The sequence below is a fragment of the Bradyrhizobium sp. URHD0069 genome (assembly GCF_000701345.1).
GTDB lineage: Bacteria > Pseudomonadota > Alphaproteobacteria > Rhizobiales > Xanthobacteraceae > Bradyrhizobium.
This window is the reverse complement of the sequence record NZ_JNIJ01000050.1, coordinates 1-24164: the sequence shown is the minus strand read 5'-3', so window position 1 is coordinate 24164 and position 24164 is coordinate 1. Positions and strand designations below refer to the sequence as shown.

Below are 24164 nucleotides of genomic sequence, written 5' to 3'. Positions count from 1 at the left end.
GCGCGATCTGCGGCGTCTCAGATCTTCTCACGCGAACTGCGGCGCCTCGGATTTCCCTCCACTGTCTCAGTTGCTCCGAAAGTCCATGCGGCCGATGTTCGGATTGATCGTGTTGCCGTCGAGAAAGACAGCCGTGAAGACAGTGTAGTTGCCAGCCGGGAGATTCGGCGACAGCGACACGGCAAAGCGTCCGTCGCCTTCCCGGCTCGCGCCCCCGGCTGCGGCCACCATGCCATTCTCGCCGAGGAGGACGTACCGTGCCACCGGCCGGATCGGCAGCATCTCGCGCAGCGTGTCACGCTTGAGCGACACGCGAACGATGCGGCGATCGCGCTGCTGCTTGAGCGCGATCTCGGCGTCGGCTGTCACCAGAATGCGGTTGCCTATGTGCTCGACCCGCGTGACGAACGCCTTGGCTGGATAGGCATAGAAGTCGAACGTGCCAAGGCCAACCGGATAGGTGAACTCGCGAGTGACGTCGAATGTGTAGACGTCAGGCGAGAAGCTCCTGAGCCGGTAGGGACCATTGGTCACGAGCAAGTGGTTGTTGGCTTCGACGAATTGATCGAGCGCCTGCCAGCGTGCGGTCGCGGCTTGCGCGTTCACCAGGCTTTCGAGCGCCGCCGGTCGGTAGCCGGCCGTGGCGAATTCCTTGATCAACGCGCGCAGCTTGTCGCGCTGAGCAGGATCGCGCGCGAGGTCGAGCCACGGCAAATTGCGCCGCTTGGCCTCGCTTTGCGAGAAAGCCGCGATCTCGCGCTCGACGGCGGCTTCCATCAGCGCCAGCACGTGCCACGGCACCGAGCTCCACGGCGGCGCCACCAGCGCATCCTCATGCTCGTCGGTCGGGATGGCGTCGACATAGACCTCCACGATTGGCGAGCGATAGGTGAAGACGAGATCAGCGATCGGGAGCTTCGATTCCTCCACGCGAATGACGCGGACACCCCTGAGGCGGTCCCGCATCAGGCTGGTCGCGGCGGAAACCTCGGCATCGAAGGTCGCGGCGGCCGGTGAGCTACCCCATCGGTACGCAAAGGCGTAAGGGTAGATCAGGTCGGCGGTCTCCATTTCGCTGCCGTCCTGGAATGACGATGCCAGGACGCGGTAGACGACTTTGGTCATCGCGCTCCCGACAACGCCGAGCGGAACGAGCCGGCCGGTGCCAGGCTCCGGCACCAGGGCATCGGCGGGGACACGGATGGATTGCCGCGTCGATTGCTCCGTAGGCCGAACCTCCGCGCGATTGGGAGCCCACAGACTGTTGTACGGGACGGCTAAAAACGCATCGTCGCCGACGATCGCCCACACCAGCCGGCCGGGCGCGTCCGTGAACCCGGCAACCGGGTTCCAGGCTGCGGTTGCGCGGATATCGATGCCCAGTCGGAGCCAGCCGTTCCACGGCAGATCCTTGAGCTTGAGCGTCCTCAGGACGACGGCTGAGTTGAATCCGAACTGCGAGTCGACCGCTATGTTCTCGATCCCGTTGGAGAAGTCGTCGCTATAGAACTCGCGCCGGAGCCGATAGCCAATCACCGCGCGGTCGCAACCGCGGGTCAGCTCCGTTATCAGGTCGCGTGCGATGTTGAGCCGCTCGGCTGGGTCTCTGTAATCCGCGCCGACAAGCCGCCCATAGAGTTCGTCGGCGTGTTTACGCTCGGCCGCGCCGCTGACGGCGGGCTGCAGCAGGTGATAGGCCTGGAACCAGCCCTCCTTGACCCAGGGCGGTGCTGGCCAGGCATTAAAGCCGACGTTGGCGGTGCGTAGCACCTCGTTGACGGTAACCTCGTCGAAGCGGATGTCCCTGTCTGTCGGATGAAGCGCAAGTCGGTGAAGCACCATGTCCTCGCTGCCGGCGTTTTGCGCGCGCACTGTCACCGGGACACCCGCGTCTGCGGCAGCCAACACGGAGGGCTTCGTGTCGGCGTCGCGATCCGCGTGACCGATGTAGTCCGCATGGTACGGCGTGATCGGGTAGCGGCGCGGAACCACGTCCGGATGCGTCACCAGGGCATTCTCGGCATTTTCGATCGCGCGACAGCGCGCTTCGCGCCCCTGCGCGCGCTGTGGATTGACGCTTACGGTGATGAATGAGCGCAGTGAAACGACTGACTTGAGGTACGACGGCATCTCTCCCGAAAACTGCGGCATGGCGCCGAGATACGCGTGCAGCGGATCCTTGGCATTGCTGAATTCTCGGGCCGCCGCTCCGGGATCGAGCGGCTCGATGCGGATTTCCTGCGGGTAGAACGAGGGATAGTACGGCACCTCATGCCCGGCCTTCGCCGCCGGCGCAGTGGCGCACAGCAGCGTCGCTGCGAGCGTGCCGCTTTGCATGAGGGATTTCCGCACGGACATCACGACCCTCGACGCCGGCCCTGCAACAAACCGACCACGCCCTCGCGGAACGAGGGCATGGTCGGTTGGTGGGCGAACTTCAGGCCACCTCTTGTGGCCAGGTCTCCTTGATCCAATTGTAGGTCGACGTCGGATCGTTGTGCGAGGTACCCGGCTTCGGCCAGTTCGGCGGCGCGGTGATGTTGCGGATCGGGATCGTGATCATCCTGCCCGGATCGAGGATCTGGAACGGGTACTCGGCCACGTTCTTGCTGAACCCGGTCACCGCGTCCTTGTAGCCCTGGTGATTGTCGGGCCGGATGTAGAGATAGCCCGCCGCGGTCTCGAAATACATCCCTTCGAGCTGGCTGATGATCGCCTCTTCGTCCGGCCAGCCGCCGACGAGCCCGTTCGCTTTCTCGACCGCCGTCCGGTACATATGAAGCGTGTGGTACGCGCCATCCGACTGGAAGTTCGGATACTCGATCCAGCGCTTGAAATACTTCTCCACGAAGGTCTTGTTGGCCGGCCAGCGATTTCCCGGCGGGAAGGTGAAGTAGTAATTGGAGTGGACACCAGCGATGACACCTTCCGGGTGATCCTTGCCGATGGCGTGCGGCGCGACGCCGAAGGCGATCGTGCTCGCGAACTTGGCGTTGTTGAACATGCCGTAGCGCAGCGCTTGTTTGTAAAGCGCCACATAGTCGCCGCCCCACACCGACGACATGATCAGGTCGGGATTCGAGGAGATCGTCTTTGTGATGTGCGCCGTGAAGTCGGTCGTGCCGAGCTTCGGCCAACCTTCCGACACGACCTCGGCGCCGGGCACCATCTTCTTGTAGGCGATCATGAAGTGGTCGAAGGCGTTGCGGCCGTAAGAGTAGTCGGGATGGATGTGGGCGATCTTCTTTGCGGTCGGCCAAGTCTGCGCCGCCGCGACCGCGCAGGTCACGCCATCGGCCGACTGGATGTTGGTGATGCGGAACGTGAACTTCGGATTCGGCACCGCCTTGTCCCACAAGAAGTCGGTGCAGCCGTCAACGAAGATGGTGAGCAGACCGAGCTCCTCGGCGACCGGTCCGAGCGCGGGGGTATTGCCGCTCGATATGACGCCGGTGAACATGTCGATCTTCTCGGAGAGCTTCATGCGGCGAAGCTCTTTCACATTGGCGTCGGTGCCGGCGTTCTCGTCCGCCGTGATGGTCTCGATCTTGCGCTTGCCGAGAATGCCGCCTTGCGCGTTGATCTCCTCGGCGGCCAGGATGTGGCCCTTGAGCGAGGGATCACCGAGCACGGCCGCAGGGCCGGTGAGGAAGGTCATGTGACCGAACTTGAGCGGGGTGGAGGGAATATTTCCCTTGGGTGACCTGGCGACCTGGGCCACGGCCGGAGCAATCGCCGGCACCGAAGTTGCCGCGGCGGCCCCTACCGTGATACCAAGACTATTCAGGAAATTTCTGCGGTTCAGCTGCTGCTGCGTCATGGAACGTCCTCCCTTTCGAGGGTCGGGTGCGAACGCTCCCGCCACGCTCGGAGCACGCACCTCCGGACTTTTCGTGGCTTATTGGAACATCTTAGGCCCTCTGGGCCTCCGAGTAAATCAACTTCGGCCGATGGTCGGGACAATGAACAAGTCCATGGCTGTAATGTTCGGCGAACAAGTCCATGGCTGTAAGTGCACCATCCCTGGCTTGGCGGCCCACGTCGCTTGACCATGTATTTGGCGACGCTTGATTGAGCGACGCTAAACCCAAGCTTGAGCAGTTCGCCGGATGCGTGGCGCACCCCAAAGCTGGTTCTCCGTGCTCATCAGCCGGATCAGCGCTCGCAATTCCATCTCGATTCGCGGGCGCCCTCCCCGCGAGTTCGATTTCCAACGCCAATAACGACGAAAGCCGGCCGGATGCCAGCGCACCAGCGTTTCAGGTCGGACAATCGTAACGACCGTCAGGATCGATGGAAACCATCGATACATCTGGATAAAGATCCAGCGATCATGGTTCGTCAGCCGGACGCGACCATGCAGCCTCCGCCTCAAGACAATCAACTGATGTCGAAGCACCGCGTTCTCCGCCTCAAGCCGGCTCTTCGACTTGAATGGCAAGGCCAGCACGGTCAGAACAAAACAGATCAGCGCGATCATCGCGCCAACTTAGCCGATTCTTCGCTCAACCAGCCCGGATGGGGTTTTCGGCACACACAACCCGTCAGGAGCTCTACGACCTCGTTTGGGCCACACCGATGGTGAAGCTCGCAAAGGACGGCGGGTTGTCGGATGTCGGGCTACGGAAAGTCTGCGTCAAACGCGAGATCCCGACCCCGTCCGCTGGGTATTGGGCGAAGCTGAGTGTTGGGGAAGGCAGTCAAAAAGTCGGCCCCGCGATTGGCGCGCCGATCAGAATGAAACTGCGAACACGTATGTCGTTGCAATTGCAAGATGACCCCAGGGCGCGAACTACCAACACGCAATCATAGCGCCATTGATGCGAGTTGGAGAACGGTGAGTTAGTCACTTCTGCGGTTGGCTACGATTGGTTGGAAGTCGCTTGCGATCCACGGTCGTCGCCTCCACCACATCACGATGCCCTTGCGCATCTTGCAGCCTTGCATGTTCGCAAGTTATCGGAAATCCCCGAAGGGGCTCGTTGGTTAAATTAGCACCACTAGATTTCCGTTCGCAGACCGGTCCGCTTGTGGCGGATACATTGCGGCGGGACGGGTGCGTTCAGCGCGTTCTTCACCATCTGACCGAGCGCCAGGAAGTCGACCTTGCGTGGAGACGTCCGGCGCCACGCCAGCCCGATACTGCGGCCGGGCTGCGGTTCGACAAAACGCAGGAGCTTCACTCGGTCATCGCGCAACTCGACATCGGCCGCGACTTCTGGAACTAGCGTGGCGCCATATCCGCTCGCCACCATCTGCATGACCGTTGCAAGGCTTGTTGCACTGAGGCTCGAGGCCACATTCCAACGCCCCTTGGCACAATAGTCGAGCGCCTGATCCCGCAGACAATGGCCTTCCTCCAGCAGAATGAGCTTACGCTTCTTCACCTCGCAGGGCGTCACGCGCGCGGTTTCCGGAAGAGGGTCGCCGGCGGGTACAGCAAAGAGGAAGCGGTCTCTCACAAGATGGAAAACTTCAACCGCGGCCGTCTTGAGCGGCAATGCCAACAACAATACTTCGAGAGCGCCACGCTCGAGACCTGCGAGCAGCACCTTGGTCTGTGCTTCCACCAAATCAAGGCGCAGATCGGGATATCCGTGCTCCAGTTGCGGTAGCAACCGCGGCAAGAGGTACGGCGCCAGCGTGGGGATAACACCAAGGCGCAACGTTCCGCTCAGCACCTTGGCTCTATGTTGAGCCAGGTCTGTCAGGTCGCGCGCTGCACCGAGGATCGCTCCGGCGCGTTGCGCGATCTCGATGCCAAGTTCGGTAAACATCGGCGCGCCCGGGCGCCGCTCAATCAACTCTATGCCGAGAAGCCCTTCCAGCTCGTGGATCTGCATCGAAAGAGCAGGCTGGCTGACACAACACTCCGCCGCGGCTCGTCCGAAATGTTGATGACGGGCAAGCGCATCAAGATAACATAGCTGCCGGATCGTGATCACCCCGATAAGATATTCTTAATGCCGTGGCAAAGCAATTTGATTGGCTTTTTGGCGCCAGCTTAAAAACATTGGGCGGTCTGAAATCGCGTGGGTTGAAATCACCAGCGCAAGCGCGCCGCAGGTGCACGCTGCCTAGGGCGGTGTCGTGCGGGCAAGCAAAGGGAGGGCCGCAAATTCGGACTTAGACCCTCGCGGCGCCCGCGAGGTCACCTGATCAAATCGGAAAGCATCCATGGTAGCCAGGCAAGTCGCATTTTCCGGCAGGGCGCGTGAAAGCATGCTGCGCGGTGTCGACATTCTCGCCAACGCGGTGCAGGTGACACTTGGGCCCAAGGGCCGCAACGTCGTACTGGACAAGTCGTTTGGCGCACCCCGCATCACCAAGGACGGTGTGACGGTCGCCAGAGAGATCGAGCTTGAGAACAAATTCGAGAACATGGGGGCGCAACTCGTGCGCGAGGTCGCGAGCAAGACCTCCTATGTCGCCGGTGACGGCACGACCACCGCAATCGTGCTGGCGGCGTCCCTGGTTCGCGAAGGCACCAAGGCAGTCGCCGCCGGCATGAATCCGATGGACCTGAAGCGTGGCATCGACCTTGCGGCCGAGGCTGTCGTCGAGGACCTCAAGAGGAAGTCGATGAAGATCACTTCCAACGACGAGATCGCGCAGATCGGCACCATCTCCGCCAATGGCGATGCCGAAATCGGCAGGTTGCTCGCCAAGGCCATGAAGAAGGTCGGCAATGAGGGCGTGATTACGGTCGAAGAGGCGAAGTCGCTTGAGACCGAGCTCGACGTGGTCGAGGGCATGCAGTTCGATCGGGGCTATGTCTCGCCCTACTTCATCACCAATGCCGACAAGATGCGGGTGGAGATGGAGAATCCCTACGTTCTCGTGTATGAGAAGAAGCTCTCGGACTTGCGGGAACTGCTGCCACTGTTGGAAGCCTTGGCGCAGACAGGTAAGCCGCTGCTCATTATCGCCGAAGAGGTCGAAGGCGAAGCACTCGCCACCCTCGTGGTCAACAAGCTGCGCGGCGGTCTCAAGGTCGCGGCGGTGAAAGCACCCGGCTTTGGCGAACGCCGCAAGGCGATGCTGCAAGACGTTGCCATCCTCACGGGTGGTACCGCCATCTTGGAAGATCTCGGCATCAAGCTTGAGAACGCCACGCTCGAGATGCTCGGCCGCGCCAGAACGGTAATGATCGACAAGGGGAGCACCACGATCGTTGGCGGCGCCGGCAAGAAGGGGGACATCGAGACCCGCATCAACCAGATCAAGCAGCACATCGCGGAGACCACCTCCGACTATGACCGCGAGAAGCTAGAGGAGCGGCTCGCCAAGCTCGCCGGCGGCGTGGCGGTGATCCATGTCGGGGGAGCCACCGAGATCGACGCGAGGGAACGCATGCATCGCGTCGTCGACGCGATGCATGCGACGCGCGCCGCGGTCGAGGAAGGCATTTTGCCGGGCGGCGGCGTAGCGCTGCTGCGCGCCGCCAAGGTGCTCGACCGGGTGAAGCCAGCCAACGAGGACCAGAGGCACGGCGTTGACATCGTCAAGAAGGCAATCAGTTGGCCAGCGCGCCAGATAGCATTAAATGCCGGCGACGACGGATCGGTGGTGGTCGGCAAGATCCTGGAGAAGGAGCAGTACAACTGGGGTTATGATGCCCAGACCGGCGAGTATGGCGACCTGGTCTCCAAGGGCATCATCGATCCAACCAAGGTGGTACGCACCGCGCTGCAGGATGCGGTCTCGGTCGCCGGCCTGCTCATCACTACTGAGGCCATGGTTGCCGAGCTGCCGACGCCGCCGCCTCCACCGTTGCCCGGCCATGACCACGACCATCATCATGGCGCCATGGAATTCTGAGCCGATCGCGCACACGGCCCCCCATGCAGCGGGCGTGTCCCGGTGCCCGTCAACAGGATTAGTGTCGAGTTGCGCCGACGGTCGTAGCGGCCCCGCGAGGAGGAGTCGTCTTGTGAGAGCACCCATGGTAAGATCTCGACGCACAGAAATATCAAGCGCTCGCTTCGAGAGTTCCGCCTGCCGATAGGGAGGATCTCGCGTTGGAGAAGACAAGGCCACTTGGCTTTACGCGCCGAACCGTCTTGACCGCTGCCGTTGCGGGGAGCACCGGATTCGCAAGCGCCGCTCTCACCTCGTCACCGCCCCCGAACGGTGACGCGGTGGATCTCGTTAAGCGACTGACCGGAAAAACCCCGACCGCGTCGGATCGTCTGCATCTGGTGATGCCGCAGGTCTTTCCGAATGGCTACACTGTGCCACTCACGCTCTTGATAGATAGTCCTATGACCGAATCCGATCACGTCAGGCGCGTCTCTGTGCTAGCGCCGCGAAACCCGCTTGTCGAGGTCGCCACGTTTCATTTCGTCCCACAACGCAGCGAGCCCCGCGTGTCGACACGCATTCGCCTCGCCGAACCGCAATATGTCCTGGCGGTGGCGGAGATGAACGACGGTACGTTGCTGATGACCGAAACCTGGGTCGAGGTCGCCACCAACGGATGCAAGTGACGGAAGGAGATGCGGAATGTTCACTCCGGCGCCCCGTGTGCAAGTGCCAAGCGCCGCCGCGAACGGTGAAGTGTTTCCGGTCAAGACCCTGATCAGCCATCAGATGGAGACCGGGCTGCGGCACGATGACCAAGGCAACGCCATCCCGCGCAAGATCCTCAACAAGTTTATCTGCCGCCACAATGACGTCGTGGTGTTCAGCGTCGATCTCCACGAAGCCATAGCGGCGAATCCTTTTATCGAATTCTACTTACGTGCGACAGAGAGCGGCCGGCTCGAGTTCGTTTGGGAAGAGGATGGCGGCGGCATCTATGTGTTGGAGCACCACCTCACTGTCGCTTAATGATGTCGTAGTGATTCGTGCCATGAGCAAAGGGATCGGCGATCGCAAATTCCGGGATGGAGCCGGTCTCAGCATGCGCAAAATGATCGCCGTTTCCATTGCTGTAGGTTCGTTCATTCTTCTCGCCGATCGCAGCCAGGCAGCGAACCGCGATGGCGGAACCCAACTCGCCGCGATGTGCGCGTCGTGCCATCGTCTGGATGGCGGCGATGGTGGTATTCCAACGATCCTCGGCATGGGTCCTGAGATGCTCACCCGCGCGATGCTTGCGTACAGATCGCGTGAGCGCCCGAGCCATATCATGCGCGCCATCGCCCTGTCACTCAGTGATGAAGAAATCGCGACAGTGGCGCGCTATCTCGCAACGCTGAACAAGTAGGTTGGGCCATGAAGTCCCGGACACGTCGAGAGTTCGGCCGCCTGACGGGAGGGCTGGCCCTCGCGGCGCTCGGCCCTCAATTGGCAGCCAGCGAGACCAAGGCGAGGGTTGTCGTCGTCGGTGGCGGCATCGGCGGTGCCACAGCCGCCAAGTACCTGGCCGCCAGCGCGCGAACGATCGAGGTCACGCTGGTTGAGCCAAAGCCGAACTATACGACCTGCTTTTTCAGCAACCTTTATCTCGCCGGGCTATGCTCGCTCGAGTCGCTTACGCATGGCTATGAGACGCTCGCGCAACGATACGGCATCAATGTCATTCATGACTCCGTGACAGCGGTTGATCCGGTCGCAAAAACCCTCGAGCTCAAAAGTGGTCCAAAATTGCCTTACGACCGCGTCGTCGTTGCCCCTGGCATCGCTTTCAATTACGACGCCCTCGCCGGGTATGACGAGGCGGCAACGCAGGCCATCCCGAATGCCTGGAACGCGGGCCCACAGACGCAGCTGCTGCGACGGCAACTCGAAAGCATGGAGGATGGCGGCGTCTTCTTGCTCGTCGCGCCCCCCGACCCGTTCCGCTGCCCGCCCGCCCCATACGAACGTGCCTCTCTGGTTGCTTACTATTTCAAACAGTACAAACCACACTCGAGGATCCTGATCCTCGATGCAAAAGACAGCTTCAACGCGCAGGATCTATTTCTGGATGCCTGGGAACGCCACTATCGGGGCATGATCGAATGGCTACCTGCCCAATTCACCGGTGGAGTGAAGGCAATCGACGTAAAGGAGCGATCCGTCAGAACGGCGAGCGACACATTCAAGGCCGCCGTCGTAAATGTCATACCCCCGCAAATGGCCGGCCAGTTCGCACAGCAAATCGGCCTCGTGGATCAATCCGGCTGGTGCCCGGTCGATCCCACAACGTTCGAGTCGAAGCTACAGCCGGGAACCCATGTCGTGGGCGATGCGACCAATGCCGGCGACATGCCGAAATCGGCGTTTGTTGCGAATAGCCAAGCCAAGGCCTGTGCGTTTGCTATCGCCGCCACGCTTACCGGATCCGAGCGCGTTCCACCCCATTTATTCAACACTTGCTATACTTTTCTCAGTCCTGACGATGCGGTGAGCAATGCCGTCAGCTTCAAGCCCGCGGCCGGAACGATCAAGATCGTCGACAACTTTGTTAGCCAGGTGCAGGAAAGCGCCGAAACCCGCCACCGGACCGCGCGCGAGGCGCACAGCTGGTACGCTGCCTTTACGCGCGACACGTTCGGCTAGTGCCCTGCTTCCGAAATTCGTGATACATCGCACACGAACTTCGGAAGAAAAAAGGGCACTGGCAAAAATTATGATTCTCGTGCCGCTTTTCGATTTGAAGTTCCCAAGATGGAGCTTCCCGCAACTGTGGCAGGAACTTCAAATCAATGGCCTTAGATTAGACAGGCGGGTCAACCCGCTTGGAGGGCTTCACCATCTACCGGAACGGCCGTGCTCCGAGGTGCAGGAGCGCTTTGCGCCGCGGGGGCCGAGCATTGCTTAGGGGTCGGCGATGCAGCAGGTTCAGGCAGTCGCTCCAACCGCAGCGAATTCAGAACCACGACGATGCTTGAGCCGGCCATCACTGCCGCCGCCAACACCGGCTGGAGTACTCCGGCCATCGCCAGACCCACGGCGATGAGATTATAACCGAACGCCCACGCTAGGTTGGTGAGGATGGTCGCGCGAACGGCGCGAGCGATGTCGATCACCCACGGCAGCATCCATAGCCCTCCCGGAGGGAGCACGACCGCGGCGGCCTCGCGGGCGAGGTCAGTCGCCGAACCAACGGCAATCCCCACATCGGCTCCGGCCAACACCGGCCCGTCATTAAGGCCATCACCGACCATCGCGACCATGCCATAATTCCATCGTCGCCGCTCCAGCGCCGCGCGCTTGACTGCAGGCAAAAGGCCCGCCTCGATATCGTCGCTCTCGATCCCGACTGCCGCGGCAATTCGCTGCGCAGCCGCCGGGAGGTCGCCGGTCAACAGTATCGCGCGCACTTTGCGGTGACGCAAAGCTTCGAGCGTCGCGCGCGCCTCGGGGAGCGGCGTATCGTCAAGCGACAGCACGGCACGCACCCCCTCGCCCCAACCGACATAGATCACCGAGTGGCCAGTTGCTTCGCGCAATCTCCCGCGCTCGGCCAGACTGGACGCCAGCGGCCAACCCAACTCCCGCATCAAGATCGCGCTGCCGGCCGCTACGGTCTGCCCGTCCGAGTTGCCGCGGATGCCGCGTCCCGGCACGACCCGAACGTCGCGGCTGACCATCGGCTCGAGTCCACGCGCCGCAGCCGCGGCGACGACGGCGCGGGCCAAGCCGTGCTCGGAATAGCGTTCCAGTCCCGCGGCATGCGCGAGCACCACGTCGGCGGTGGTGCCGTCGGTATCAATGGCGACAACGCGCGTCTCACCTGAGGTGAGCGTGCCGGTCTTGTCGAAGGCGATCAACCGCGTGCGCGCGAGCGCCTCGAGCGCGGCAGGGTCGCGCACGAGGCAGCCGCGCCGGGCCAGTCGTCCGATGCCAAGCGACGTGGCCATCGGTGCCGCAAGCCCCACCGCGCACGGACAGGCGACCACGAGGACCGCGAGGCCGATCAACAGCGCGCGGTCAAGCGGCAGGTGCTGTGCCCAGTACACCGACGCTCCAACCCCCAGCATGAGAATGATCGGCACAAAGAAACTGACAATGCGGTCGGCTAGGCGCTGACTTGGGCTGCGGCAGATAAGCGCGTCGCGCACCGATCGACAGATCTGCGCCCAGCGGGTCGCGTTTGCGGCGCCGCTACTTTGGATGAGGAGCAGGCCGTCAATATTGATGCTGCCGGCGATCACATGCGATCCTACATCCTTGGCGATCTGCCGGCTTTCGCCGGTAATCACGGCCTCGTCGGTGTGCGATTCGCCCTCTTTGACCACACCATCGACGGGAATGCGCTCCCCCGGCCGAACCTGCACCAACGTACCGGCGCCAACCTCGCGCACCGGCCGGCGGTGCTCTCCGTCACGGTTGACGATGGTCACCCACTCGCTTTCCGCCGCCAGCAACGGCTGCAGATCACGCGCCGCCCGTGCACGCGCGACGGCATCGAGATAGTAGCCTACGGTGAACAGCATCAGCACCATGCTTGCGGTGTCGAAATAGACATTGGGGCCGCGCTCGATGACGGCGAAGGCGGAATATAGATAGGCGGCGCCGACGCCGAGGACGATCAGCGCCGAGGAGGTCAGGCGTCCCTCCTTGCAGTTGAGCCAGATCTCGCGCAGAAACGGTCCGCCGAGAATGATCACCGCGGGCGTGGCGAATAGCCAGAGCAGGAGATGAATCCAGGGAAGCATCTCGGCATCCGCGCCGCTGAAGGCGTCGGTATACAGGAGCAGACTGAACAGCATGATATTCATGGAAAGAAAGCCGCCGACACCGAGCCGGATCAACAGCCAAGCGGCCTCCCACTCCTCGGTTTTGCCGTTCTTGACCTGGTTGGCGATACAGCAGCCGTAGCAGCAGAATGCGCAAGCCTCACCGTTCACCAAGCGTCGCATCGCCCGCCGCCCGATGGGCAACAGGCAATGGCTACACAGCGCATGGTCCTGTGCCGTCATGCCGGATGTCCTCCCGGCCAACCAAGGGCGAAGTGCGCGGCGAATGGCAGGATGCCGCGGCCAACGGTGATGAGACCAAGGAGCAGAATGCAGCTGCCGGCCAGCCACACGCCGCGCTGCCGCCACGCCGGCGCCAGCGCTCGGCCGACGCCGCCCATCAGAAGCATTGCGGGGAACGTCCCGAGCCCGAAGGCTGCCATGGTGAGAAAGCCTGGCAATGCCCCGGCCGTGCTCGCCGCCTGCGCGGCAAAGGCGTAGACCAGCGGACAAGGCAGGAAGCCGTTGAATACGCCAAACGCTAGCGGGGCGGCATGTCCCGGCGCCGTCAACAGGCTGCGCAGGGATGCCGCGAGGGTGCTGGTGCCGGAGCCGGTCGTGATGCGATGCAGACGCGGCAGTAGGCCAAAGAACTGCAGCGCCATGGCGATCATCAGCAGTCCGGCGAGGATCGCGAGAATCCGCTGACCGGTATCAAGCGGACCGCTCAGCAGCGGGACCGTCGTGCCCTGCGAGGTGCATATAATCTGACCGAGGGCGCCCGCGAGCCCGCCGAGAAAGCAGTAGGTTGTCAATCGACCCGTATTGTACAGCAGATGGCGCAGAACCGTCGCGCCGCGCCCCTGCGGATCATAGCCCAGCGCGCAGGCGAACCCCCCGCACATACCGATGCAGTGAAAACTGCCAGCGAACCCCGCGATGAAGATCACCACATAGGCAGTCATCGGCAGATTGCCCTACCCAACCAATGCTTACGCACCGACGGCGCCGCTTCGCCGCCGCTACTTACGCACGAGGTCGGCAACCCAAACGAAGAAGGCGACGGTGGCGATCGCGAAGCCGACAAACGCGATGATCTGGATCGCACTTGCATCAGCAAGGGAAAAGACCGGATTTTCAACCATGTATCCTCCTGGTCAGCCAAAATAGACACGGACAACGTTCATGGTGAGTTCGGAGAGCAGGAAGAGTAGATTCAAGACCATGACGGCGAAAATGATCCTGGCTGCCAGCATCTTCTGCTCCTTTTGAACCGGCATGTCCTGCTCCTCTCGAATCAAGATCGCTTCAACCAATCACCGGCTTGTCTGAGGCCGCGATTGCTAGATCCGTCCTGGTCCAAGCCCACCCCAATAGACGACGAGATAGTACAGCGCCCAGATAAAGAGGACGGCGTAGACAACCAAAAGCCACACGGGAACGTGGCCGTGGTGCGACTTAATGGTGCCGCCGGCATACTCCTCCATCTCTTCCATCTCAGGGGGCGAGCTGTCACTCGCCGGCGTGCGCGTCGGATCTGTCATCACCGACCTCCCTCTGAACGAACCGGATGGATGCATCGTCGGCGCCGCTGAAGGCGCCCGAGAGCACGCCCCAAATGAAAACGCAGAGCGCACCGAGACTCATCATCAAGGCTGCAATGTAAGGACCGACGATCTCGAAGTAGATGGTCATCGCTCATTACTCCTTGGCGGCCTGTTGCTCGGCTACGCTGTTCCCGCTGCGACCGGCGGGGGCGTGAGCGCCGCCGCGGCTCGCTGCGGCGCTCCCGCTTGGAATGTAGGCTTTGTCCGGCGTATCGGCCTCGATCGCGGGATCGTTGAGCGCCCTTCGATCACTGGAGGCGATCGGCAGCGGTTCGCCTGTCAGCGGATCCTTGTAGGCCGATAGCGCAAGCACGTAGTAGGAGAGCGCCCAGCGGTCCTCTTCCGACAACGGATCCCGGTAGGATGGCATGGGCGTGCCGCTCAACCCGGTCGTCATAGTGCGGAAGATGTCCTCAACTGTAGGACCTGACTTGAACTGGCCGGCGGTAAGGTCCGCGGGCGGGCTTGGGAAGCCAAGATCGTCCTTCAGCCCCGGGGCCTTTTCGCCATCGCCCTTCCCGGTTTGGCCATGGCACTCCCAACACTTAGCTTTCTGCCAGACATCCTTGGCGCGCGTGAGCATCTGCTCAGACGGAACAGGCGGCCGCCCGATGTACAGGGGCGGACCCGGCGGTTCTTCCTTGAAAAAGGCATAGGGCTTTGCCGAATCGGAGCGGTCGACCGCCAGCTCATACTTGATGTACTGAATGACGGCGAGGCGGTCGATAATGTGCAGCTCATGCCAGGCCGGCATCGCCGTGCCCCGAACGCCGCGTGTGATGGTGCGAAGGAGGTCGCCGTCGGTCGGCAAAGGCTCTTTGGTCAGCCTGAACTTGAAAACCGCCGCTGCGAAGCTTCGCGGGCGCTGCTTGTACAGAAAGGTTGCGGCCGGTCCATTGCCGTCGCCGTCCACCCCGTGGCAGCCGAGGCATCTCCGCTGATAGACCTCCTTACCATAGGCGATCCATTCACTCGATCGCGGCACCGTCGCATCGGTAACTTCGAGCTTTTGCGGCTCAAACAAGTCCCGCCATTTGCCGCGATTCATGCCGAGTTTCTGGAGATAAGCGATGAGACCCTGCAGCGCTTCTGTCTCGGCGGCGATGTTGACGGCGTCGCCGGTATATTCCTTGTTCGGTATCACAATGATCGGAGCCTTGTCGCGCGCCTCCATCGGCACGAACAGGAGGCCATCGGCGTTCGGCGTGAGCTTGATCTGCTCCTTGCTTGCGAATGCAAACAGCCTCTCAGTAAAAGGCGTTCGTTCGAGGCTACGATTACCAGCTCCGTCATCGACAATCTTGACGGGCTCGACGGGCATCTCGAACAGTCCCCGAAAAGGCGCCATGATCGAGTCCGGCGAGAGCATCCGCGGGTTCCAGAAATGCGCGAGGTGCCACTCGTCGCTATACTTGAGGCCGACCCGCGTCAGATCCGGCCCAATACGCCGGGTGCCCCATAGGTGCGGCACATCGAAGGCGTATTCGCCGGCCTCGGAGACCGGACCCCAACGGCGCGTTTCGCCGGTCACCGGACGCACGTATTGCGAATGGCAGTACCAGCACCCCTCGCGCAGATACACTTGGCGGCCGAGCTTCTGCAGCGGCGTGTAATCGGTGGCGTCGGTCTTGATCCATTTGAGCTGTCCAAAATCAGTCCGGACCACGGCGGTCACGTCGGTGGTCCGCGCCGACGGCTCGATAAAAGGTAGGATCCCTTGGGTGGCAACAGCGAGGAAGAAGAAGAAGACCCCGGCCACCAAGGCAACAAAGCGCGCACTCATTCGGCCGGCCCTCCGGCGGGAATCGGGGCCGCACCGCGCGCTGGAATAGGCTCCTCGGCCGGCCGGCTGAGCGCGGTCATCATGAGATTGAAGACCAGCAGGGACATCCCGATGTCCATGGTGATGCCGCTGAGGGTGCGCACCAGCCAATAGGCCTTCATCCGGGTCATCGTGTCGACCCACTCGGTGCCATTCATCCATTCGAAGCCTTGCTGCAGACCGCCAGCAGTTAGCACCAGACCCATGGTGGAAATTCCGACGGTGATCAGCCAGAACGACCAGTTGCCAAGCGTCCATGACCAAAGCTCGCGTTTGAACGCGCGCGGCCACACGTAAATCAGACCGCCCATCGCCCAGACCACGAACGTGCCGAAAACGGTGAGGTGCGAGTGTGAGATGACAAAGTCGGTGAAATGGGTGGGCTGTTGGATCGACCGCAACGCCTCAGTCGAGCCTTGGAAGCAACCGACCAGGTACATCAGCGAGCCCGTGATCAGGAACTTCGCGGGGAGATTCTTCCCGAAACTATCCCAACGCCCCTTCACGGTGCCGAAGAAGTTCACCAGCACCGTCCACACGGGAATGATCAGCAACATGGAGGTGATGATCGCAAGAGTCTCGGTCCAATCGGCGATCGGGCTATACAGATAATGGTGGATGCCAACGAAGGGATAGAACAGCGCGAGCGACCAGAAGCCCACCAGGGACAGCTGGTGTGCGTAGAGCGGATTGCGCACGCTGACCGGTAGGAAATAGTAGATGAGCACGTAGCCCGCGGGCGTGAGCCATAGTCCGACGATGTAGTGGATATAGAGACCGTGGAACGCAGCGCTGTTAATGCCTGAAATCGTGTAGGGGAGGATAAAGCTGCCCAGCAGGAGATTCATCGTCGTCCATACGAAGGCTCCAATCAGATACCAGAGCGCCACATAGAGCGGCGCCTCGAGGCGTTGCGCGATAGTGAGAAGGAACTGCGCCGTCGTCGCCGCGATGACGATGAAGATGGGAATCTCGGCGAAGAGCGGCAGCTCGCCCGCCTCCAGACCATGGTTCTGCGCAAAAGGCAGCGAGATCAGCCCCGCCGCCAAGCTGATGTTATACAGCCATGCCAGCGGTACCCCCCATTGGGCCCATGGAACCCGCACGCCGCAGAGGCGCGGGACCAGATAGTGACATTCGCCGATGAAGAGGGCGGAAAAGGCACCGAAGATGACGCCATTGACATGAACCGGCCGCAGCCGGCCGAAGGTCAGCCCTAGATTATTGGTCCCAAGGTAATCCGGATAATTGAAGAGACCCGAGATCGCCACGCCGACCGATGGCGTGACGAGGAGCCAGAACATGCCCCAATAAAGCCAGGTTCGGACCACGCGCCAATCGACCAGATCATCCAAGTTGATGCCGCTGAACCTGCCGCGCAATCTCTCTGCAGGAAACACTTCCGCCATGGAGCATTGCCCCTTGCTTGTCTGTTAATGCGTTTCTCTCCTTTGTTCTCGGATAGACGCAGCTTCGACAGCAATGACCCGCGCTAGAAGCGTTGGCTTCGCAGCATCGAAGTCAGAACTTGCCTGGATTCAACACCGTGCCGCTCTGCGACCAGTAGATGTACGCTTCCAGGGCCTTCATCGCCTCCGAGTCATCGGCGATCTTTTCTCCCTGGTTGGGCTTCTCGATGCACCAATTGATCATGTCGCGCAGCGTCGCGAACTTGGCCATCTGCACTTGGTACTTCGGGAACGTAGCGGGGTGGGTATCGGCCGTCATGGGATGGCACATGGCACAGGCCATTCCGGTATTGGACAACACGACAGCCATCTCCTTCTCGGTTGCGGCGTCGCCATGGAACAGCAGATCGCCCTTGCGGACCTGCTCCATGAACACTTGCTGGTAGGTGCTCAATTGCTGCGGCGTCACCGGATCCTTGTGCGCGCCCGCAGGGCCGACCAGAACAGCAAGCGCCGCCGCAGGAGCAACGCGGAACAGGATGAAACGGCATGTTACGGTCATGACCATTCCTCCTAGTAGGGCCACATATTGTCAGCGACCCGAGGCCGCAAAACCTCGGGAATGCTCTTCGCATAATCGTCCGGGGACTGCGCTAACACCTGCTTGCGCCACATTACGTATTCGACGTCGACTTTGTCCTGGGCGCTGACGTCGATCTTCTCCCAACCGACCCCGTCAAAGTGATCTCCGGGGTCGACACGGATCATCGGCTTCGTCAGCTTCGGCACCCCCTCCGGCGCGTATGGCCAAGGCCACGAAGTCGCCAGCATTCCGATCGAGCGCATGGTGCCGATTTCGTTGTAGAGCACCTGATGCACATGACCGTGGATGTTGGTGACCTTGGTGTAAGGCTTGAGCACCTCGTTCACTTCGCGCCAGTCGCGCACCCAGAAATTCCACGGCGGATAGTACTCGTAGAGCGGATTGTGGCTGAAGATGATGACCGGCCGGTTCCGATCCCAGTTGGCAAGCGTCTTCTGCAACCAGTCGAGCTGATCGCGGCCGACACCCGCCCACGGGCCAGCGACGGTGCCGTCGAGCGTGGCCATGTGACCCATGCGCTCTTCGGGACTCATCTTCTTCGCCGTCCAATAGTCTGGGCCGCGACTGACGGTGTCGAGCCCGACAAAGCGCACGCCCTTGTGGTCGAAGGTCCAGTGAGGTTGACCAAAAAGTTCGCCCCATTTCTTGCCCATGTCGAGGTACCAATCGTGCTCGCCTGGAATGTAGACCTTGCGGATGTTAACTTCTTTCAGGATCTCCACACCGAGCTCGAGTTCCTCGACCTTGCCAAGCTGGGCCAGATCGCCGCCGAAGATCAGGAAGTCGGCCGGCGGACTCATGGCCTGCACCTCCTTGGCGGCACGCATCGTCTTCTCGACGAAGCGCGTATTGAGGGATCTCGGATAGAGATGGGTGTCGGAAATCCAGGCGAATTTGAATGGCGCCTCGGCCGCATGGGCGATGTCGAGAGTGTTGATCAGCGGCCACCAGGCGAAGGTTTCGGCCACGGTCGCTGCCCCGACCAGACATGATTTGTGAACAAAGGTGCGCCGGGTAATCCGCAGCGAGGGGTCAGGACGCACTCCGGGCTGTTGGAGTACCGCAGCCATCTCACGTCGAACTTTGTCGAGTTCAGACATGGGGGGTTCCTCCTAGGGATAAATCGTTATGCGGCGTCGTTCGCCTTCAGGCGATACGACTCCGCTGTTCTCTGTGTCGCCGAATCTTCCTTTCACCTTCCGGGCTTGCTCTCCTTCAACTGGGTCCTCGGAAGCCCGTCACTTCTTCTTCAGCTCAATCGTCAGATCGCTCGGCTTGCCGGCAGCAACGGTCACCGTCTGCTCGTTCGGGCCGGTGAAGGGTTGGTACGCCACCAGCTTGTAGGTTCCGGCCGGAACGTCCGGGATGGTGAATTTACCGTCGACGCCTGTGATGGCGTAGTAGGGATTGTCGGCGACATAGACAAACGCTTCCATCCATCCATGTGCGTCACAATCGATGCGCACCTCGCCCGGCCGCGGCAACTCGACGGGAATTCGCTGACCCTGGTTGGGGAGAGCGAGGTTGAACACGGTGCGCTTGCCGTAATAGCCGTGCGTGTTGTGGAGCATCGGATCGCTGTTGACGACATCCAGCCCGCCCACGCGTATCACCTGAATGCTGGGTTCGAATTTGCACTTGTTGTTGTTGATTTCCGGCTTCTTGGCTTCCGCCGGCCAAGCTTTTCCTTTCGCGATATCGGCCAAATACACGACGGCGTTCTGTACGCTCTTGTCCGGCCCGACCTGAATGAGCGTCTCCTCGTAGGGACCGCCGCACACCTCGATGTCCTTGGTCGGAATGACCTTGCGGGTGCCGGGGGTTCCGTTGAACACGACCTTCCCAGTGATCGATCCGCCGCCCGCGACCGGGCCCGCTTCGTAGGCTGGCGCCGGGAGCGGCGTCGCCACCGCCGCGACCATCGACGACACCCCGATCAGCCACTTGATGGCTAAGCCAGTCATCACAGCACTCTCTTGATTTTTGATGTCCGCAGGAAAATTGGTCGAGAGCTAACCGCCATTTGCAGGGACTAGCAAAATCAGAACTCCTTTGCGAAACCTTAAGCAAAGCTTATGAACCTTGAGGGCAAAAATCGTCTAAGAAATACCTGCTGAAACGAGAGGGAGGTTGGTGGCGGATAAGCACCGCCGCCGGGGGGAGGCATTTGATGCGTCGCCGTCCCATATTTTCGGGTCTCGGACGGGCAATCCCTTTCGCCATTGCTGTCGCGACCGCGTCGGTGTTGAGCCAACCGCTCGTGCGTGCGGCCAACTCGCCGGTGACGATCGGCGGCCCTTTCACACTCACCTCACCTGACGGCACGACGGTTACCGAGCAGACCTACCGTGGCAAATGGCTGCTGGTGTTTTTCGGCTACACCTCTTGTCCCGATACCTGCCCGACGGCGCTCCTTGAGATTGCCGCCGCGCTCGAGAAGCTCGGCCCCGACGCCGACAAGCTCCAACCGCTGTTCATTACGGTCGATCCGCGGCGCGACACTCCGACCGTCATGGGGAACTACACTCAGTCATTTGATCCGAGGATCGTCGGACTCGCGGGCACGCCGCAGCAGATCGCTGCCGTTGCCCAGGAGTATGGGGTCTACTACGCACCTCATAAGAGCGGGCCGGACGCTGAAAACGACGTCATCGACCACAGCACCTATCTCTACCTGATGGACCCTGAAGGCAAATTCGTTCGCGGTCTTGACGCCGATACGCCAGGCGAGCGCATCGCCGAGGTGGTGCGCGGCGCCATGGCAAAGGCTCGCGAGAATGCAAGTCATCGGGGACGATCAACGCCATGAGAGCGCGTCCTGACCAAGGGAATTCCACAGGCGCTTGAGACCGTCGGAGCTGGAGAGGCTGTCATGAACTACGATCGCTATTTCCTTCACGCCCTCGCGCGGTTACGGAACGAACGGCGCTACCGCGTCTTTGCCGATCTTGAGCGCATCGCCGGGCGCTATCCCTGCGCCATCTGGCACTCGCCTGCGGGCCCGCGCAGCGTCGTGATTTGGTGCTCCAACGACTACCTCGCCATGGGGCAGCACCCGAAGGTGATCGGCGCCATGGTCGAAACCGCGATCCGCATGGGCACCGGCGCGGGCGGCACACGTAACATCGCCGGCACCAGTCATCCGCTGGTCGAGCTTGAGCGCGAGTTGGCCGACCTGCACGGCAAGGAGGCGGCGCTCGTGTTTACTTCCGGCTACGTCTCGAACCAGACCGGCATTGCAACGATTGCCCGGCTAATGTCCGGCTGCGTGATTCTGTCCGACGCGCTCAACCACAACTCGATGATCGAGGGCGTGCGCCAGTCCGGGACGGAGAAGCATATCTGGCGCCACAACGATCTCGGCCACCTCGAAGAGCTGCTCAAACGGGCCGAGCCCCAACGGCCGAAGCTGATCGTGTTCGAGAGCCTCTATTCCATGGATGGTGACGTCGCCCCCATTAACGGCATTTGCGATCTTGCCCAGCGTTACGAGGCGATGACCTATTGCGACGAGGTGCATGCGGTCGGCCTGTATGGCCCGCGCGGCGGCGGCATCACAGAACGCGAGGGCGCAGCGCACCGCATCGATGTCATCGAAGGTACGCTTGCCAAGGCGTTCGGCTGCCTTGGAGGATACATTGCGGGAAACGCCGCGCTGATCGATGCGGTGCGATCATACGCGCCCGGCTTCATTTTCACTACAGCCCTTCCGCCGGCGATCTGTGCCGCTGCAACCGCGGCGATCCGCCACCTCAAGAGCTCCAACTGGGAGCGCGAGCAGCATCAGAACCGGGCGGCGCGCACGAAGGCAGTGCTTAAGACGGCCGGGCTCCCGGTCATGCCGAGCGAGACGCACATCATACCGGTCCTCGTCGGCGATCCGGAGAACTGCAAGACGGCAAGCGACCTCCTGCTCACCGAACATGGAATCTACATCCAGCCGATCAACTACCCGACCGTGCCGCGCGGCATGGAGCGGCTGCGCATCACGCCTTCGCCCTATCACGACGACGGCATGACCGACGCGCTCGCAAAGGCGCTGATCGATGTCTGGGAGCGGCTCGGCCTGCCGCGCGAGGACCGGGCACTCGCGCAGATGAGCGCGTAGCGACTGTGTGTACCGAAAACCTAAACTTGGACGTAGTGACGATGAAGTCCGCCCAAGATGGCGGTTGAACTGATGACACCGGCGCGCTGTACCGAGCGAGAGACCGGCGCATCCTTGTTAAGGGATCGATGAGTTGTGACGCCGTTGTAGTAATGAGCGCAAGATTTCAAAATCCGGCGGAGATGCGCCTCGCCCCAAACAATGACGTGATCCAAACACTCGCGCCGGATCGATCCGATCAGCCGTTCGGCAAAGCCGTTCTGCCAAGGTGAGGCTGGTGCAGAGGGCTTGCGTCGTTGACGGCGTGGTCCTGATCACTTGGTGAGGCCAGGCGCTGCAGCGATCGCTTCCGGACGGGCCGAAAAGATCGTGGCCCGCGCCGAAGCCGGAACCGCGGAACCGGTGGAAAACCGGAGCCCGCCTCACGGCGTAGTTTAGTTGCCATTCGGTCCCGGCGGGAGGATGCTCTCGGCTGTGTGGGGCACAATGGAGAGCAGCATGAGCAAGGCAGGTCTCGACAACCGCCACCGCAACAAGGATGGCGAAATCAGCGCCAAACACGGAAACACCCTTCTCCGCACACTGCGCAAAATTTACGGACAGGGTTTTGCCGCCGGGTATCCGGAAACCGCGCAACTGAGTGAGGTAATGCTTCAGCTCAATGAGACTTCGCTAAGCCAACTCCGCCGCGATCACGAGACGCATCATTTAAAGCACAAGATCGCTCATGTTTCGGAATAGGGGCGCCGACTTGTCGAACCGGGGCTGAAGGTGAAGGCACCAAATGAACCAGGTGAATGCCAGGCACGAGATTATTCGGGAATGGCGTTCGCTTCCGAAGGAGCTGAGACAAACGGACGAACAAGCCGCAGCCTTCGCGATGCAGATAAAAGACAAATACAAATTCTCTAGCGACAGCGCTGACCGCTACCAAATCGTCAAAGATTGGCTGCTGCGTTACCTATCGATTACGCGCGGGCTGGAGCGAAGTGCGGGAGGCGAAGGGAAAATGAGCGGCGACGAGAAAAGCACCGATCCCGGCCTCTCGGCTGCTGAGCGGAAAACTCTCAGAAGCCGCGAGGCAGAAGAAGCGATCGCGGAGCATGAAAGCGCTCAGAAGGCATTTCATGAAAATCGGGAGCGGCTGCGGGAAGAACGCCTCAGGCGGGAGGCAGCGGCGGGGCCGATGCTTTATCCGGCCCCAGAGCTTCCAGACGACACCCCCGTCGGCAACGTCCGATTTGCTACCAGGATGCGGAAGGCACTCCATGCCGCGGGCATGAAGTCGATTGGCGACGTGCGTGAAGTTTCCGATGCTGCGCTGCTTAGCCTTCCAGATTTCGGCAGCGGTTCGCTATCTTATCTTCGCGAGGCCCTTGGTCTCCCGTCAACCGATGGCGTGCGTCCAAAGATCAAAAAGCCCACCTGATTTGCTGGCTAAGTCGCTTGGGCGGCTTTCGCGGGCCACTTACCCGTGTTTGAGCCCATGCGCAATAGCGGCTGTCGCAGGATCAAGGGCGGCAGTATGAGAGGCCTTTCCACTCGTCAGCGCGGCGTCCGAATAGATTTCGCCGGCGATGGTGATCAACGCTTGAAGATGACGACCACAGTTCTCATGGTCGCTTGCTCGCGCGCGAATGCGGCAAAATCAGTCAAATACCTCGGTGGCGAGTTCAACCGATCGCTGCAACACATTCTGCGAACTTCTCAGCCGGCGTCTGATAGAGCAAGGTCTTTCTCGGCCTTTCATTGAGCTGCCTTGCGATGGCACTGAGCTTGGCCTGGCTGTGCAAGGACAGATCGGTGCCGCGCGGAAGATACTGGCGCAGCAATCTGTTGGTGTTTTCGTTTGAGCCGCGCTGCCAGGGAGACCGAGGGTCACAAAAATAGACATCAACCTCGGTGGCCAATGTCAGGCGCTGATGGTCGGCAAGCTCTTTGCCTCTGTCCCAGGTCAGCGACCGGTAAAGCTCGCTGGGCAATCGCTGCGATTGCTTGATCAG

The 24164-nt window shown here is 61.3% G+C and carries 24 protein-coding genes and 1 pseudogene; 9 read left to right on the top strand and 16 right to left on the bottom strand.

Annotated features, from left to right (window positions below; all coding sequences use genetic code 11):
• Positions 1 to 66: 66 nt before the first annotated feature.
• The 3 genes from N554_RS0125710 to N554_RS0125690 form a co-directional block, all read right to left on the bottom strand.
• Positions 67 to 2337, bottom strand: coding sequence for a hypothetical protein (locus N554_RS0125710; RefSeq protein ID WP_029586124.1), 2271 nt, complete (start codon positions 2335 to 2337; stop codon positions 67 to 69).
• Positions 2338 to 2437: 100 nt separating this feature from the next.
• Positions 2438 to 3820 (bottom strand): ABC transporter substrate-binding protein, encoded by a 1383-nt coding sequence (locus tag N554_RS0125705; RefSeq protein ID WP_029586123.1) that lies wholly within the window; start codon positions 3818 to 3820, stop codon positions 2438 to 2440.
• A 1180-nt stretch (positions 3821 to 5000) separates the two neighbouring features.
• Positions 5001 to 5945, bottom strand: a complete 945-nt coding sequence (locus N554_RS0125690) for a LysR substrate-binding domain-containing protein (RefSeq protein WP_051677713.1) — start codon at positions 5943 to 5945, stop codon at positions 5001 to 5003.
• 232 nt (positions 5946 to 6177) lie between these two features.
• Between N554_RS0125690 and groL the strand changes: the two genes are divergently transcribed.
• The 5 genes from groL to N554_RS0125665 all read left to right on the top strand — a co-directional run bounded on the left by groL (position 6178) and on the right by N554_RS0125665 (position 10488).
• The gene (gene groL, locus N554_RS0125685) at positions 6178 to 7821 is read left to right on the top strand and encodes a chaperonin GroEL (protein WP_051677712.1); all 1644 of its coding nucleotides are present in this window, start codon (positions 6178 to 6180) and stop codon (positions 7819 to 7821) included.
• 242 nt (positions 7822 to 8063) lie between these two features.
• Positions 8064 to 8489: a thiosulfate oxidation carrier protein SoxY gene (locus N554_RS0125680; RefSeq protein ID WP_156042105.1), complete on the top strand. Its 426-nt coding sequence runs from the start codon at positions 8064 to 8066 to the stop codon at positions 8487 to 8489.
• 16 nt (positions 8490 to 8505) lie between these two features.
• Complete coding sequence (soxZ, locus tag N554_RS0125675) at positions 8506 to 8832, top strand: thiosulfate oxidation carrier complex protein SoxZ (RefSeq protein WP_029586118.1); 327 nt, start codon at positions 8506 to 8508, stop codon at positions 8830 to 8832.
• A 73-nt stretch (positions 8833 to 8905) separates the two neighbouring features.
• Positions 8906 to 9211, top strand: coding sequence for a c-type cytochrome (locus tag N554_RS0125670; RefSeq protein WP_197033740.1), 306 nt, complete (start codon positions 8906 to 8908; stop codon positions 9209 to 9211).
• Positions 9212 to 9219: 8 nt separating this feature from the next.
• Positions 9220 to 10488, top strand: coding sequence for an NAD(P)/FAD-dependent oxidoreductase (locus tag N554_RS0125665; protein WP_029586116.1), 1269 nt, complete (start codon positions 9220 to 9222; stop codon positions 10486 to 10488).
• Between the two features lie 170 nt (positions 10489 to 10658).
• Here the strand turns inward: N554_RS0125665 and N554_RS0125660 are convergent, their stop codons facing one another.
• The 11 genes from N554_RS0125660 to N554_RS0125610 form a co-directional block, all read right to left on the bottom strand.
• On the bottom strand, positions 10659 to 12854 hold the full coding sequence (locus N554_RS0125660; RefSeq protein ID WP_245283704.1) for a heavy metal translocating P-type ATPase: 2196 nt from the start codon (positions 12852 to 12854) through the stop codon (positions 10659 to 10661).
• Positions 12851 to 13576: a sulfite exporter TauE/SafE family protein gene (locus N554_RS0125655; protein ID WP_029586114.1), complete on the bottom strand. Its 726-nt coding sequence runs from the start codon at positions 13574 to 13576 to the stop codon at positions 12851 to 12853. Before N554_RS0125655 ends, N554_RS0125660 begins: the two co-directional genes overlap by 4 nt.
• 57 nt (positions 13577 to 13633) lie before the next feature.
• Positions 13634 to 13756 carry a hypothetical protein gene (locus tag N554_RS42755; RefSeq protein WP_256378758.1) on the bottom strand — a complete coding sequence of 41 codons (123 nt, stop codon included), beginning with the start codon at positions 13754 to 13756 and terminating at the stop codon, positions 13634 to 13636.
• Between the two features lie 12 nt (positions 13757 to 13768).
• Positions 13769 to 13891: a hypothetical protein gene (locus tag N554_RS42750; RefSeq protein WP_256378757.1), complete on the bottom strand. Its 123-nt coding sequence runs from the start codon at positions 13889 to 13891 to the stop codon at positions 13769 to 13771.
• A 63-nt stretch (positions 13892 to 13954) separates the two neighbouring features.
• The gene (locus N554_RS0125640) at positions 13955 to 14155 is read right to left on the bottom strand and encodes a hypothetical protein (protein WP_029586113.1); all 201 of its coding nucleotides are present in this window, start codon (positions 14153 to 14155) and stop codon (positions 13955 to 13957) included.
• Positions 14124 to 14306 (bottom strand): hypothetical protein, encoded by a 183-nt coding sequence (locus N554_RS0125635; RefSeq protein WP_029586112.1) that lies wholly within the window; start codon positions 14304 to 14306, stop codon positions 14124 to 14126. Before N554_RS0125635 ends, N554_RS0125640 begins: the two co-directional genes overlap by 32 nt.
• A gap of 6 nt (positions 14307 to 14312) precedes the next feature.
• Complete coding sequence (locus tag N554_RS37545; protein WP_051677711.1) at positions 14313 to 16001, bottom strand: cbb3-type cytochrome c oxidase subunit II; 1689 nt, start codon at positions 15999 to 16001, stop codon at positions 14313 to 14315.
• On the bottom strand, positions 15998 to 17449 hold the full coding sequence (locus tag N554_RS0125625) for a cbb3-type cytochrome c oxidase subunit I (RefSeq protein ID WP_029586110.1): 1452 nt from the start codon (positions 17447 to 17449) through the stop codon (positions 15998 to 16000). Before N554_RS0125625 ends, N554_RS37545 begins: the two co-directional genes overlap by 4 nt.
• A 112-nt stretch (positions 17450 to 17561) precedes the next feature.
• Positions 17562 to 18011, bottom strand: a complete 450-nt coding sequence (locus tag N554_RS0125620; protein ID WP_051677718.1) for a c-type cytochrome — start codon at positions 18009 to 18011, stop codon at positions 17562 to 17564.
• An 11-nt stretch (positions 18012 to 18022) separates the two neighbouring features.
• Positions 18023 to 19153, bottom strand: a complete 1131-nt coding sequence (locus N554_RS0125615) for a metallophosphoesterase family protein (RefSeq protein ID WP_029586108.1) — start codon at positions 19151 to 19153, stop codon at positions 18023 to 18025.
• A 138-nt stretch (positions 19154 to 19291) separates the two neighbouring features.
• Positions 19292 to 20017: a carboxypeptidase regulatory-like domain-containing protein gene (locus N554_RS0125610; protein ID WP_029586107.1), complete on the bottom strand. Its 726-nt coding sequence runs from the start codon at positions 20015 to 20017 to the stop codon at positions 19292 to 19294.
• A gap of 206 nt (positions 20018 to 20223) precedes the next feature.
• Between N554_RS0125610 and N554_RS0125605 the strand changes: the two genes are divergently transcribed.
• Together N554_RS0125605 and hemA are read left to right on the top strand one after the other, a co-directional pair.
• Entirely contained in the window at positions 20224 to 20862 is a 639-nt protein-coding gene (locus N554_RS0125605) for an SCO family protein (protein ID WP_036054087.1), read from the top strand.
• Between the two features lie 63 nt (positions 20863 to 20925).
• Complete coding sequence (hemA, locus tag N554_RS0125600; protein WP_029586105.1) at positions 20926 to 22161, top strand: 5-aminolevulinate synthase; 1236 nt, start codon at positions 20926 to 20928, stop codon at positions 22159 to 22161.
• Between the two features lie 20 nt (positions 22162 to 22181).
• Here the strand turns inward: hemA and N554_RS42290 are convergent.
• A pseudogene (locus N554_RS42290) lies at positions 22182 to 22439 on the bottom strand (integrase core domain-containing protein); the annotation flags it as partial.
• Positions 22440 to 22659: 220 nt separating this feature from the next.
• On the opposite strand from N554_RS42290, the gene N554_RS0125590 reads away from it, so the two are divergent.
• Both N554_RS0125590 and N554_RS43155 read left to right on the top strand, forming a co-directional pair.
• Positions 22660 to 22902 (top strand): hypothetical protein, encoded by a 243-nt coding sequence (locus tag N554_RS0125590; protein WP_029586104.1) that lies wholly within the window; start codon positions 22660 to 22662, stop codon positions 22900 to 22902.
• A 43-nt stretch (positions 22903 to 22945) separates the two neighbouring features.
• Positions 22946 to 23590, top strand: a complete 645-nt coding sequence (locus tag N554_RS43155) for a DNA-directed RNA polymerase subunit alpha C-terminal domain-containing protein (RefSeq protein ID WP_036054085.1) — start codon at positions 22946 to 22948, stop codon at positions 23588 to 23590.
• A 244-nt stretch (positions 23591 to 23834) separates the two neighbouring features.
• Here the strand turns inward: N554_RS43155 and N554_RS0125580 are convergent.
• Positions 23835 to 24164, bottom strand: a 330-nt coding sequence (locus N554_RS0125580; RefSeq protein WP_029586103.1) for an IS30 family transposase, incomplete at its 5' end; no start/stop codon positions are given.

Excerpts from the sequence above, each read along its gene's own strand:
- N554_RS0125710 (WP_029586124.1), bottom strand. The coding sequence starts at position 2,337 with ATGCAAAGCGGCACGCTCGCAGCGACGCTGCTGTGCGCCACTGCGCCG.
- N554_RS0125705 (WP_029586123.1), bottom strand. The coding sequence starts at position 3,820 with ATGACGCAGCAGCAGCTGAACCGCAGAAATTTCCTGAATAGTCTTGGT.
- groL (WP_051677712.1), top strand. The coding sequence starts at position 6,178 with ATGGTAGCCAGGCAAGTCGCATTTTCCGGCAGGGCGCGTGAAAGCATG.
- soxZ (WP_029586118.1), top strand. The coding sequence starts at position 8,506 with ATGTTCACTCCGGCGCCCCGTGTGCAAGTGCCAAGCGCCGCCGCGAAC.
- N554_RS0125670 (WP_197033740.1), top strand. The coding sequence starts at position 8,906 with ATGCGCAAAATGATCGCCGTTTCCATTGCTGTAGGTTCGTTCATTCTT.
- N554_RS0125665 (WP_029586116.1), top strand. The coding sequence starts at position 9,220 with ATGAAGTCCCGGACACGTCGAGAGTTCGGCCGCCTGACGGGAGGGCTG.
- N554_RS0125660 (WP_245283704.1), bottom strand. The coding sequence starts at position 12,854 with ATGACGGCACAGGACCATGCGCTGTGTAGCCATTGCCTGTTGCCCATC.
- N554_RS0125655 (WP_029586114.1), bottom strand. The coding sequence starts at position 13,576 with ATGACTGCCTATGTGGTGATCTTCATCGCGGGGTTCGCTGGCAGTTTT.
- N554_RS42755 (WP_256378758.1), bottom strand. The coding sequence starts at position 13,756 with ATGGTTGAAAATCCGGTCTTTTCCCTTGCTGATGCAAGTGCGATCCAG.
- N554_RS42750 (WP_256378757.1), bottom strand. The coding sequence starts at position 13,891 with ATGCCGGTTCAAAAGGAGCAGAAGATGCTGGCAGCCAGGATCATTTTC.
- N554_RS0125640 (WP_029586113.1), bottom strand. The coding sequence starts at position 14,155 with ATGACAGATCCGACGCGCACGCCGGCGAGTGACAGCTCGCCCCCTGAG.
- N554_RS0125635 (WP_029586112.1), bottom strand. The coding sequence starts at position 14,306 with ATGACCATCTACTTCGAGATCGTCGGTCCTTACATTGCAGCCTTGATG.
- N554_RS37545 (WP_051677711.1), bottom strand. The coding sequence starts at position 16,001 with ATGAGTGCGCGCTTTGTTGCCTTGGTGGCCGGGGTCTTCTTCTTCTTC.
- N554_RS0125625 (WP_029586110.1), bottom strand. The coding sequence starts at position 17,449 with ATGGCGGAAGTGTTTCCTGCAGAGAGATTGCGCGGCAGGTTCAGCGGC.
- N554_RS0125620 (WP_051677718.1), bottom strand. The coding sequence starts at position 18,011 with ATGACCGTAACATGCCGTTTCATCCTGTTCCGCGTTGCTCCTGCGGCG.
- N554_RS0125615 (WP_029586108.1), bottom strand. The coding sequence starts at position 19,153 with ATGTCTGAACTCGACAAAGTTCGACGTGAGATGGCTGCGGTACTCCAA.
- N554_RS0125610 (WP_029586107.1), bottom strand. The coding sequence starts at position 20,017 with ATGACTGGCTTAGCCATCAAGTGGCTGATCGGGGTGTCGTCGATGGTC.
- N554_RS0125605 (WP_036054087.1), top strand. The coding sequence starts at position 20,224 with ATGCGTCGCCGTCCCATATTTTCGGGTCTCGGACGGGCAATCCCTTTC.
- hemA (WP_029586105.1), top strand. The coding sequence starts at position 20,926 with ATGAACTACGATCGCTATTTCCTTCACGCCCTCGCGCGGTTACGGAAC.
- N554_RS0125590 (WP_029586104.1), top strand. The coding sequence starts at position 22,660 with ATGAGCAAGGCAGGTCTCGACAACCGCCACCGCAACAAGGATGGCGAA.
- N554_RS43155 (WP_036054085.1), top strand. The coding sequence starts at position 22,946 with ATGAACCAGGTGAATGCCAGGCACGAGATTATTCGGGAATGGCGTTCG.